Here is a 13164-nt window from a genome sequence, read left to right on the forward strand (position 1 = left end):
TTTGAACTATTGAATAAACTCTTATTTCAAATTAAGCTTTAGTTTATGTTGTTGGACATAAGTCTATTGAGCTAGTGTAAAACGTACACTTACACCAAATTCTGTTGTTGTAGTTGGATAAGATAGAGACACATACGGCTCATTCACAATTCTATCGTAATACAATCTCAAGTTAAAACGGCTACTCAAAACGTAATCAGCAGACATCTTAATGGTCACAACCTTCTGCCCTGACGTCAATTGATCAACTTCATCAACAATCTTTCTGATAATCGTGTTATTCTTTCTGATAGATAAATCGCCACGTAGATTCAAATTACTATTAAACTTCTTCTGCCCCGAACCAGATCCAATAATTAACCCTAAATTATCAAAGCGATAACCGAGCCCAAAAATAAATTCACTCGAAGCAACCTCAGTCAACTGTGTATTTGCAAGACTTAAAATTAAGTTGCGAGTTCGTTTCATTTCAAATGTCGTGGTGAAATTGTTTTTCCACATCATATCGATATTGATCAAGGGATTGAACTGCTCGTTTATCGAAACTGAATTAGCCTCATACATTGGAAGATAATTTTTGATTAAATCAAAATCATCATCTTCTCCAGTAAAATCAAGGTTATTATTATAAGAACCAATATTGTAGGTCGAAGTATATGAGTGATTCATATTAATCGACTTAAAATAACGCTTCACTAAAGGAATTTTTGATAAACCATCAAATGTTACTCGCCAGTTTGGCATCAACTTATCTATACCTGGGAAAAGTTTATTATACTTACTTCCTCCACCACCATAAGCTTTCAAGAAAGCTGGAATAAGCACTTCTTGAGAAGTTGGACCATAACCTTGATAATAACCGGTCTCTTTATCCTTCGCATCAAGAATTGAATATCCTTCATAACCTTCACCCCAACGCTGTTTTGCCAGACGTAAAGATTCAGTTTTTCTTACTTCAAGAAACTCATCAAAATAAGTTGAAGAATAATCACCTGTATTTCCAATGCTAAAGAAAGCTGATTTCATACTCATGAACGTCATGCTGAAATTACCAGTTAAGGTCTTATTCTTAGCATCGAAGACTGGTTGATCAACAGTTGAATTTTCTTCATTGTAAATATAAAACTCATTTATATTCTTTGAATAGGTTCTATTGGCATTCAGATTAATTTTTAAACCTTTAATTGGCTCAATGGTCGATCTAAAAGTGAAATTCTCAGTATGCGTCATGACGAACGGTGCATTCAGTGTAGGATCTGTTGTTATCCACCCTTTACGAGCTGCATCTGCAGCAAAATTACTATCCTGGTTACCAATTAGAAAATTAAAACCTGGAGCCTTAGAACCATTATAGCTTTCACCACCAAAGAAATTTGTTTGTGGTAAATAACCAGGTAGGCTTGTTGAATTGGTTTCAGAATATCCCAAAGAGATATTTCTCACACTCATTCCCAATCTAAGGATACCTTCACCTGCTTTCACAAATAGATTATCCCTCTCTTCTATTCTACCACTAATTCTTACTCGAGCATTTTTCATTGATTTTTTTGAAATCACCCGTACACGATTACCTGAAAGAGGACGGTAATTTACTTGAACTTCTTTTCCTTCCAAATCATAAACTTTAAGCTGAATATCTTTCGTTCCTAATTTGTGATAAACAGACTTACCCACATTTGCTTTTAGTTCGTCTATTTCGCCCTCAAAACTTACTTTTTCGAATTTCTTACTCTTGGTTTTATATCGTTGGGTTCCACTATACTTCTGATTGATTCTCTTCAGTAATTTTGATTTATTATATAGGTTAACCATATTCATCTGACCATTCATCTGAATATTATTCGAATTACGAACTGTATTTCCATGATTAAGTGTTTGATCCTCCAAAATTGCACCGGCATTCCAATCATAGGATCCCGTATATCGGGTCGTCAATGAAGTCCAATTTAAGAATGGAATCTTATTAATCGGGACCTTATAGGTGACATTAAAATTATGGTGATATTGAACATTTCGTCCACCATCCATTAAATTATTCCAGATTGAATCTTTCCATATATTGTAGGCATCTCTATCCCGATCTTTATCAACAATACCATCTGGCTCATCAATACGAGATGTATTTGTTGCCGAGAAATCAAACTTCAAATTTTTAGTCAGGTTATACTTCAAATCGTAATAACGATACCAATTGAAATTTTTATCATAGGTAGGAGTTATCAATAGATCTGGCTGCTCAACATTTCTAGTCTCAATCTCTCTATAATACCGTTGGATATCTGAACGAACAGAAAGCTGCGTAGGCATCAAATAAAAATTGAAATCACGTAACAAACGCATGTAGGGTGACTTCAAGGATTTAGATTTCGTAAATGGTGAATAATTCTTTGGTCGTGAGCTATAAGTATAATTCAACACACCACGATAATTCTTCTCCAAATCTCGCACCTTGTTCACATTACGAGAAAACGTTTCGTTAAAAGAGTAGGTCGCAGAAAGATTCGAAACATCTAACAGCTTCGCTTTTCCATCTTGTTTTTCAATACGAACATTGGTCAAGTTAAAACTCTTACGCTTGGTATAATCCTGTGCTATATGCTTAATTGAATCGCGTTCTCTCTTATTCGCAGCTTGATCAAGTGCAACATCAAGAGGTATATCCGGATCAAGAGGATTGTACTCTGGATTTGCTGTTTCTTCTGAAATTGCATAGTACATTGGTATTCTTACACCAGATTTCTCAGGGAAAAACTTACCTAACTCTAAACTAGCTGAGAAATCATATTGGAAAATATCTTCCTTATTTCGACTGTTAACACCATCTTCAATACCACCAAAACCAGCAGTCATTCTATTACCTGCCCAGGTTAGTGTTCCAAGATCGGCTAATTTCGTTGTGACTCTCAGGTTAGCTGCCCAACCACCTTTTTCATCAAAGTCAGTCAAACGAAGCTCATTTAGCCAAACTTCTACAGCTTTTCTTTCCCCAGTTCCTAATCCATCTCCTTCAGGATAGCGTATACCAATCATCATCGTGCGAACATTGGCTAAGTTCGGGTTACCTTTAATACTAACCTGATTATCTTCATTTATAGGTGTTGCATTTTTGTCCAGTTCATTTACATTTCTACTAAAAACATCCGTCAAATTAGCAGAAGAACCTGCTTGACGCATTTCATTATTCCTAATTTGTTTAATGCCAGAAAATAATTTCAAATCAAAATCAAAACGATTGGCATCAGGCCAAACGATTAATCTGTCATCCAAATTAGTATTTGTATATCGCCCATAAGGCGTAATCTTCAGTGGTATTTCATATTCGTAGTAGTTGTTCTTATAATCGGATCCCATTCGGATAAAGACTCTCAAATCATCATCTTCCAAATTCAGATTATCAATCATCTCAGCATGAACATCCATTTTCAATTTACCGTACTTACGAATATCCATATTCAGAGTCTTAAAAGCTGCCTTGGCATCCCCTTCTTCTAAATCAGTGACTTTTAATTGAATCGCTTGCTCATTTAATTGTAACAACTGGGGATTACTTGGGTCGACAACACGGTCGATACCAGGAGGTAAAACGTAATTAACGGGTTCTTTCTCAGCATTTTCTTCAATATTTACTGCCGATATCTCAAAACGAGTATCTTCTGAAGATGGAGATAAATCAGGACGAAGCGTTTGATCATATTTTCTCCAATCATCTCGAATCAGATCTAAGCTGGCAAAACGTAGAACCACTTCTTCTTCAAAGTTCTTCATCATCATTCTCATAAAACGAATCGAAGTAAAGTCGTTGATATTACCCAATTTACCATTGTACTCTTCAACTGGAACCTTAAATTGAAACCAGTTAACAGTTCCTTTTGTTCCATTAGCAAGATCAACAGTACTCTCAACCTTATTCACAATAAAATTCTGTCCCACCTTCATCTCATTAGGAGCAAGGTGAATTTTGTATTCATAATACGATTCTGTTTCACTTAGGGTATTATCATGATTGATGTCTTCAACATCGGGTAAAGTTGTCGCTGATGTTGGGTATGACTCTTTCGATAAGTCAGCAGTAGGCGAGTTACCTTCAGGACCATTAAAGTTTTTATATCTCTCAAGAATACCTAGCTCGCTTGCATCATATTCACTCCCTCTAAAATAATGGAAATTATCATTAGATGGGTCAGTAATCGCATCAGAGTAGGCTTTAGAACCAGCACCTAAATTAGCTGAGTTCTGAATATTTAAGATATACTTTTCGAAGAAAGTTTTCTCATCTTCAGTAGCCAAACCATCCATCCCAACATCTTGGAATTTTCGAGCTTCATTATCATTATCGAACGCATTTACTAAAGATTGAACCAACGGAACACGCCCCCATGCTGTTGAATCAACCAAAACAATAGTACTGCTGGTTGGCAAACCATTCTCAAAGCCTTTTCGTGAGTCCCTCAAAATATCCTCAGATACATTACCTAAATTTATTAAGATATCACCCCCCTTATGCGTGTTATCATAGACGAATGGATCCATCAACCAGAACTCAACATAAGCAATATTAGCAGCCTCAAAATCGTTAGTTTCAATCTTACGCATGATGCCACCCCAACGCGTTTCAGGGTTTTTCAAAGTTCCATCGGTATTCATACCCGTTGAAACATTAGCTTGCCCATCAACATCGTAATTATAAGGTCCCTTTTCAGAAGGGTAATAAGCTAAATTCAATACAGAAATATTCGTCGGAATACCCGTTGCCGTTTCCTTATTGGGCCAAATCTCTTCCTCATAAATCTCACGAACGTAATGATTCGATAATTGTTCTTTATCCGAGCGAATATGCTTTGGTGTCGTTGAGGTGTTTCTATTAAAAAGTGGGTCGATCACATACCAGGCTAATTTAGCACGGTTGTATCCATATGCCAAGTCATTATTAAATTCACCTTCAGGAAAATCGGGATGATTTTGTGGAGTACTGGCTAAAACCCAAGAATTATAATTCTTCATGTCGATTGAGGTTTCTGTTCCCTCAAAATCGTCAATATAAGCTGTTCCTGAGCTTCCAATCGCTTTGTTATGTCCTGGAACTAATTGTGCAAATTCACCTTCAATTGAAATTTGTGATGGCTCTTTCGTCTCGATAAATGGCAATTTGTCAACCAAGTTAGTTAAGAACATAGATTCTGTTCTATAACTACCATTTAAACCCCAAATAGTATTGGAGATTGGCTCATCACCAATATTCACTTTCTGGGTTAATGGTTGCTCAGATAAGTGCATTACCGTAGCACCCAAATTAAAATCATTATTAAATTGATAGTCCAATTGAACACCAACTAAAGTTTTAGTCTGGATATTAAATAATGAATTACTCTCCGATGAAATTGAGATTGGCGTTCCTGCTTCTAAAAGGGCTTGATTTATAATTTTAACACGACCCAGTGTATAATCGACAGTATAGTCAATATTCTCAATTAGTTTGATTCCTCCTGCTTTAACATCAACCGAACCTGGCTGAACATTTAAAGCATTCAACGAGATTTCAGATCCACCACTAGACTTATAACTCCCCTTTAAGGCAAACTTATTTTTTTCAGCAATTTGCTGAGCTTCATTCTGAGTTTTTGAATACAAATCATCAAAAGCATATTTATCCGCAATAGCATTATTGCTAATTTTCGATCTCAAATAAGAACCAAAAGGTTCTATAGATGGGAAAATAATACGCCCTTTATTGGGGTAAATAGTTAAAGCGTCAATAAAGTCGAACATCCCATCGGGACTAGGATCTAGTTGGGAATTTAAGTTATCAAGATTCAATAAACTCAATAAAATTTCATTCTTACCACTACCATCCGTATCAATATAATTCAATTGCGAACCAGCCTGATCATTTTGATACAAAACATCCAAACGAAAATCCTCAGAATTCACCTGATAAGCTCCAATGTTATAAACATTCTTCATCATCAACCGCCAAGTCCTTATTAGAGAAGGGTTAAGATTTGTACCCTTAATCAATTTAAGGATCAAAGATTGAGGAGCACTAACACTTGAACCAGTTAATTCACCAACTTGATAAACTTCTCCATTAGCAGTATACTGATAAGCAACAGCTAAAACTTCATCTGCATTTAAAGACTGATTTAATGATATGTAACCTAGACGTCGATTTAAAGTATATTCACCTTCCGATAATAACCGTGCATTTTCAACTTTCTCGTAATCTGAACCAGCAGTGAAATTTCCATTTAAAACATTAGTAACCTGATTAATATCTCGAATATTATTAAATGCCCCTTCGGAGAACTGTTTATAGAAGTCGCTGTTTGAAGCATCTTTTTCATTATCAGGATATTCCCCTTGAGGGTAATTTTCACCTAGATCAACAAGACCAACAAAGTTTCGGGAGTCCTCAAAATTTGAATTTTTATTTGTAATCCAAACTTCAATCTTATTAATGGTAACTGCCGAACTCACAACGGGCAATTTAGCCATGGCTTGATCGAAGTTATCGTAAAAATATTTCGATAGGAAGAAATGACGATTGGCTTCGTATCTATCCGCGGAAACTTCAAACTCACTTTTTTGAGCTCCATTTTCCATATTCACAACCTTAGTTTCCCCTTTCTGCTGAGAAAAAACTGAAGCTACGGAAAGCTTTCCAAACTGCATCTCTGTTTTTACACCAAATAGATTCTGCCCTCCAGTAATTAAAGTATTCGAAATTGGCATCGACACATTACCTGCTTCAACCTTTCTGATAATATTATCTTCGTCACCATTATATTCCAACTTCATCTGATTTTCATAATCGAAAGTGGCTTCTGTGTTGTAATTCACTTCCATCGATAGAATATCACCTACCTTACCCGATACACTCATTTGTATCTTTTCGTTGAAATCGAAACTGGTTGTTTTTCTCAGTTCCTCTGGAATGGTTGGATTATCGACCTGAGTTGTACTGATACCAAAACTCAGTTCAGCAGCCCCCTGGGGCTTAATAGAAATAGCTGTGTTACCGAATAACTGCCCAAATACCTTTGACCCTAAAAATGAACGCTGATCAACACCACTAACATTCCTATCAGATGAAATACGTTCCATCCAATAATCTCTAAGTGTGGCTTGATTTTGCTGTGCTTGGAACTCTGCTTTAGATAATGAAGTTGAATTTCTATAATCCATTTCTCCAATTCTCTTCTTCAGAATATAATTTCCTGTTACCGGATCATAAACAATCGTTGTTTCAATATTAGCAGGATTCTTAAGATACAAAGGCGATTTTGCCTGGTTGCTCTTTAGCTTAGTATCATCTTCATCATCGAAGGTATACGGTAGTGTTTCATCCTTAGCACTTTTCTTTTTAGCCTTATTAAAAGGTGATTTCGCATTATTAATTCGTTTTTCACTCTTCACAAGGGTACTATCCTGCTGCATATCCTCAAAGAAATAGGCATCTGCTTTCAAAGAGCTATCATTAAATGACAGCCCTAGAACGAATAGAAATAAAAACGATAATATGTATTGTAGTAACTTTTTCAAGAACTGGGATTTTTTTGATTCAGGTATTACAATTGTTTCAGCGCAATTTTAATTAGCTCCTCAACACTTGTTGGTGCATTCGCTTTAATAATTTTGTCAAGCACCTTAGAAATGGAATTTTTCGCAAAACCAAGCATCACTAAAGCTGATAACGCTTCTTCCCGAATTGTATTGTCCAGTGACAACACAATTTCTCCCATCTCATCTTCCTTCCCAATCTTATCTTTAAGTTCAATAATAATTCGTTGAGCTGTTTTAGTCCCAATCCCTTTTACATCTTGTAATGTTTTAGAATTATTAGAGAAAATAGCTTTTTTAACCTCTTCAGATGTCAATGATGAAAGCATCATGCGGGCCGTATTAGCACCAACACCTGAAACAGAAATTAGCAAACGAAATACTTCTCTTTCTTTCAGTTCTTTAAAGCCAAACAACAAATGAGCATCATCTCGGATAACCTGATGCAAATATAATTGAGCAGATGTATGTCCAGAAAGTTGAGAGTAAGTATTTAGTGTAATATTTATAAAATAACCCATACCATGGTTCTCTACTATAACAGCAGTTGGCGTAAGGTTATTTATATCGCCTTTTAAATATTCAAACATATAGGTAAGTTTGGATGAGTTTACTCACAGTCTATTTTAAATCAGAAAAATCAACTATTTAACTGATTGTCTTTTATTCTGATGATCGGTACTTGGTGCCTTTACTTTCATGGGATCTTTGCTTAATTCTGCATATTCCATTCTATTTTTATAAACATCAATAGCCATATACAAAGCTTTCTGGAAAGATTCTGGTGAAGCAACATTTGTTCCAGCAATAGCATAAGCAGTACCATGAGCGGGTGAAGTTCTCACCTTAGATAAACCCGCAGTAAAATTAACCCCTGAATCAAAAGAAAGCGCTTTAAAAGCGGTTAAACCCTGATCGTGATACATTGCAAGAATAGCATCGAACTTAGAATAATCATTTGAACCGAAAAAGCCATCAGCAGGATATGGGCCTAAAGCCATAATACCACTTTTTCTAGCTTTTTCAATTGCTGGAATAATCACATCTTTTTCTTCTGAGCCAATTAGTCCATCATCGCCAGCATGCGGATTCAAACTTAGAACCGCCACTTTAGGCTTACGAATACCAAAATCTTGAATCAATGACTTATTCAAAATATCCAATTTCTCGATGATTTTCTCTTCAGTAATGCTTTCAGAAACTTTAGAAATAGGAATGTGACCTGTTACAACTCCAACTCTCAATTTTTCACTAATCAATAACATCAAAGATTTTCCAGAATCGATTCTAGCTTCTAAGTATTCTGTATGCCCTGGGAATACAAAATCCTTAGATTGAATATTTTTTTTATTGATAGGCGCAGTTAATAAAACATCAATATCCCCTTCTTTAAGATCCTTAACAGCTGCCTCTAGTGATGCGAAAGATGCAACACCTGCACTTGAAGTAGACTTACCTAACTCGACTTTTATATTCTCATCAGTACAGTTTATAATATTAATTCTTTTAGAATGAGATTCCTGAGCGGTTTTGATATTATTCGAACTAAACTCCTCAATATCAAGCGCTTTCTTATGGTAAGCCGCAACCTTTGGCGATCCATAAATAATGGGTGTGCATAACTCTAAAATTCGCGGATCCATCAAAGTTTTAATAATCACTTCGTAACCAATCCCATTTATATCACCTTGAGTTATTCCAACTTTTATCTTAGTATCTTTCATTTGTATGTATTTTATATATCTCGATTGGATTATTCTCTTTTAGATTAGAATGCTAGCCCGTAATTAACAAAACTTCACTTCCATACAATCTCTAACATCGTAACTAAAAGAACAATCCGAATATGTTTTACAAAAGTAATAAGATTAAAGAAAAGATCTATTATAATCATTAAACTCTATTTCAGAGCTTCACAAGGAATAGGATTATAATTTATCTGGATTTTCTTTAAAATAATTTCGGATAAGAACTTTTTTAAGCTCTCGTTGAATGATTAATTCGGACAAAAGCTGGTCCTTATCGACATTTGGATATTTTAATTCATTTTTCAAAATTTCGTTTTCACTCAAATCAATTTGATACAAAAGCAAAACCAAACGATGATAATCCTGACTCAACATAAATCCAACATGCTCTATAATCTGAGTGAAAAGTTCATTATAGGCATTTTCAGGCTCACCTGAGAATGTAACTTCAAAGCCAAATTGATAAAAATCCTTTTCAATTTGAGCTGCAACTTGTTTTAAAATTTCAACTTTATCGCGATATTTTGAAACATTAATATGATTATAATCAGGCAGATTCACTTCGTATTTTTTATTTATTCAACTCCAGACTGACTAAACTATTGTCACATCTATTTTTTCTTAATCTTAGCAACTTCATTCACTGGAGTGTATGTGTACATCACAGCTTCCAGTTCTCTCAACAACTCACGCTTATCTTTATTTGGACGATACACGTATGCATCCATACAAATTATGCGATTATTCACGCTATCTAAAAATGAAACATTAACAAAAGGACCACCCATAAAATCGTTCTGAACTTTCCATAAGCCTCTCATCTCAACCGCATAATTTCCTTTGAACTCGAAATGATTAAATGAAATTGGAAAACTGTGTTCAGTAATCATGTAACTCCCTTCTGATGGACCAGGAACCAAATCCTTAAGCATTGCATTTCTCATTAATAAAATAGCATCCTTGTCAAAAGCATCTTCAGAAAGGTAATCGTATGTATAAATAAACATACCCTGACTTGATTCAGGTGTTTCCTTGCGAACCCAGAAAAAATCTGATTCTTTTTTTCCAATCTCATAGCCAGATGGGAATGCCAATGTAAATTTCTTTTCTTTTTTCAGATAATCGAATATTTCTTGAACTGGAGCTTTAGACATAACCTCTATTTTGCGATTACGTTCACTTCTTAAAAAATAGCCAAGAATCTTTGTTCTATTTTCCTTCAAAACCTTCAACATCTCTTGATTACTCGCTGCTTCAATACGCATATAAGCCTGTGTACGAGCATACATATCATCTTTCACAACCAATCGGGTTTTCTTTACCGAAGATGAAACTTTGATTTCCAAGATACTTCGATGTGTCTTAAACATACTTGTGAAAGCTTCCTGATTCAAGTGAAAAACATCCATCACAGCCTCATCCTGAGGCATACCAACCTGAATATCATTGAAAATTGCCTTGAGAGAATCACCTACGATACCATCCCATAATGATTTACTGCTCAAAACCACCATTTCTCCGGCCTTTCCAGTAACCGTTGGCAACAAGCCTTTAGTTGTTTTTTTGCATGAGCTAATACTTGTGATAAGAATCAAACAAATAAAACTTAACTTTATTATAGATTTCATAATTAATATTTTTTGAAGATTTATCTTTTATAGTATTTAATGATCCTATTTTGAATTTTCAATATGTAAGCATACTAAATTCTTCAGTAGTCGATTTTAGTCCAAGCTGAGAAGATCTATTCGTTTGCGACACCGGCACCCAAACTTTAAGTTTCTGCCCAATGTGCAATATATCTCCAGAAAGCTTATTCCATTTCTTGATATTATTACTTGTACAAGCGTACTTCATCGCTATTTTATGGAAAAACTCACCTGCCTTCACCACATGAATAATACATTTTTTCCCACTCGTCAATGACATATCTCGTTCGATATCGTGATATAAAACTTTGGTTTTGGGAGCAGCATATAATTCGGATTCCTTTTCAACGTAGGCAAGAGCTTTATCGACAGGTAAAGTTAACTTAGCTGGCAATTCGCTATTGGGTATAAAGTCAAGCTTATAAATAGGGTTTAAACGTCTTAAATCAGCAATTGAAATATCTAATTCCTCAGAAACGGCCCTCAGAGACAAAGGCTCTTTTACGGTGACATCTGACAGTTTCAAGTACGAAAACTTCATGTTCTCAGGAACAATATTGTGCTCTTGATTGTAGTTCATTACATAATTTACAGCTATAAAGGCTGGAACATATGTTCTGGTCTGATCTGGTAAGAAAGCAGATATCTCCCAAAAATTAGTTTTGCCTCCAGAGGCTTTAATGGCATCACGAACAACACCCGGACCACCATTATAAGCCGCAATAGCTAATTGCCAATCGCCAAAAATTCGATACAAATATTGCAAATACTTACAAGCAGCATCGGTTGATTTTACTGGATCCATTCGTTCATCAACATATGAAGAGATTTTTAGATCGAACATTCGGCTAGCATGATACATAAATTGCCACAAGCCTGTTGCGCCTGAACGTGATTTCGCTTTAGGATTTAAAGCTGATTCAATCACAGCAATATATTTTAACTCCAGAGGTAAATCATACTTATCGAGATACTCCTCAAAGATTGGGAAATAAATTTCACTTAAGCCTAATATCCTAGCTGTTTTATCTCGGTGTCTTACAGAGTACACATCGATATATCGCTTCACAATATCATTAAAGTCGAGTTGAACAGGACTAGCTTCATTCAATTTCTCGATACGCCAGGAATAATCCTCATTCGTGAATACAGGAACCATACTAGTTTCCAGCACATCATCATTCAATTTATAAGACCTAGATATATGCTTTGTACTTTTATTAGATCGATTATTGGTATCCTTCTCATCAGCCTGACTCGCATAAGGAAAGCACAGCACAAGGGCTGTGAATATTAGGTTTTTAATAGCTGATATTGTATCTCTCATTGGGAATAATCACTTCAATTGTAAGTCTAAATTTTGCCGGAATTAAGATAAGCATTTTATCCTTGCATCAGATCAAAAAACATTCAATTATATCGTAATTATAACAATTCTTAAAAGCCCTATGAAAGCGCTTATAATTCTTTGAAAATCTAAGACATAAAAAAAGCAGGTTTTAAAACCTGCTTTCGTATTATTTTTCTTTTGAATCCTTTTCGTCAGTATCCTTTTCTTTATCTTCGGTACCAGTCGCTTTTTTAAACTCTTTCATGCCTTGTCCCAAACCTTTCATCAATTCAGGAATTTTTTTACCCCCAAACAAAAGTACGAGTGCAAATACAATGATAACAACTTGCCATGGTCCTACCATTCCGGCTATTACAAAAAGATTCATAAGTTTTTTTTTTAAGAATTATACCTCACAAATATAACATTTCCACCTAAATTACCAATACATATGTCTGAAACACATACTAATTAACTTAATTAAAAGCTTTCATGATATCATTCGCATTGGCAAAAATTAGAAGACCAAATAAAAGAAGCATACCCCCAATTTGAGCATACTCCATGAATTTCTCACCTGGCTTACGACGAGTAATAATTTCGTACAATAAAAACATTACATGCCCACCATCTAACGCTGGTATAGGTAAAATATTCATAATGGCTAAAATTATCGATAAGAAAGCTGTCAAATTCCAAAATGCATGCCAATCCCAAACTCCTGGGAAAATACTCGCAATGGTACCAAATCCACCAATTGATTTATATCCTTTTGTTTCTGATGAGAAGATCAACTTAAATTGCTTCAAGTAGGATTGCAATTTATCAACCCCTTTGTTTATACCCGCTGGAATTGCTTCTAAAAAGCTGTACTTAATTG

8 protein-coding genes are annotated in these 13164 nt (G+C 35.1%); all 8 read right to left on the minus strand.

Annotated features, from left to right (window positions below; all coding sequences use genetic code 11):
• Positions 1 to 63 precede the first annotated feature (63 nt).
• A complete protein-coding gene (sprA, locus tag ABY905_RS03285; protein WP_372640442.1) occupies positions 64 to 7464 on the minus strand; it encodes a cell surface protein SprA in 7401 nt (2466 codons plus the stop codon).
• Positions 7465 to 7565: 101 nt separating this feature from the next.
• Positions 7566 to 8147, minus strand: a complete 582-nt coding sequence (gene ruvA, locus ABY905_RS03290; RefSeq protein WP_372640445.1) for a Holliday junction branch migration protein RuvA — start codon at positions 8145 to 8147, stop codon at positions 7566 to 7568.
• Between the two features lie 54 nt (positions 8148 to 8201).
• Positions 8202 to 9281, minus strand: a complete 1080-nt coding sequence (gene pdxA / locus ABY905_RS03295; RefSeq protein ID WP_372640447.1) for a 4-hydroxythreonine-4-phosphate dehydrogenase PdxA — start codon at positions 9279 to 9281, stop codon at positions 8202 to 8204.
• 204 nt (positions 9282 to 9485) lie between these two features.
• Complete coding sequence (locus ABY905_RS03300) at positions 9486 to 9866, minus strand: hypothetical protein (RefSeq protein WP_372640450.1); 381 nt, start codon at positions 9864 to 9866, stop codon at positions 9486 to 9488.
• 50 nt (positions 9867 to 9916) lie between these two features.
• The gene (locus tag ABY905_RS03305) at positions 9917 to 10933 is read right to left on the minus strand and encodes a DUF4837 family protein (RefSeq protein ID WP_372640453.1); all 1017 of its coding nucleotides are present in this window, start codon (positions 10931 to 10933) and stop codon (positions 9917 to 9919) included.
• 58 nt (positions 10934 to 10991) lie between these two features.
• Positions 10992 to 12281 carry a transglycosylase SLT domain-containing protein gene (locus ABY905_RS03310; protein WP_372640455.1) on the minus strand — a complete coding sequence of 430 codons (1290 nt, stop codon included), beginning with the start codon at positions 12279 to 12281 and terminating at the stop codon, positions 10992 to 10994.
• Between the two features lie 190 nt (positions 12282 to 12471).
• Entirely contained in the window at positions 12472 to 12672 is a 201-nt protein-coding gene (gene tatA, locus ABY905_RS03315) for a twin-arginine translocase TatA/TatE family subunit (RefSeq protein ID WP_372640458.1), read from the minus strand.
• 88 nt (positions 12673 to 12760) lie between these two features.
• A partial coding sequence (locus ABY905_RS03320) for a site-2 protease family protein (RefSeq protein ID WP_372640460.1) occupies positions 12761 to 13164 on the minus strand: 404 nt, incomplete at its 5' end.

The organism is Ancylomarina sp. (assembly GCF_041555295.1).
Taxonomy (GTDB): domain Bacteria; phylum Bacteroidota; class Bacteroidia; order Bacteroidales; family Marinifilaceae; genus Ancylomarina.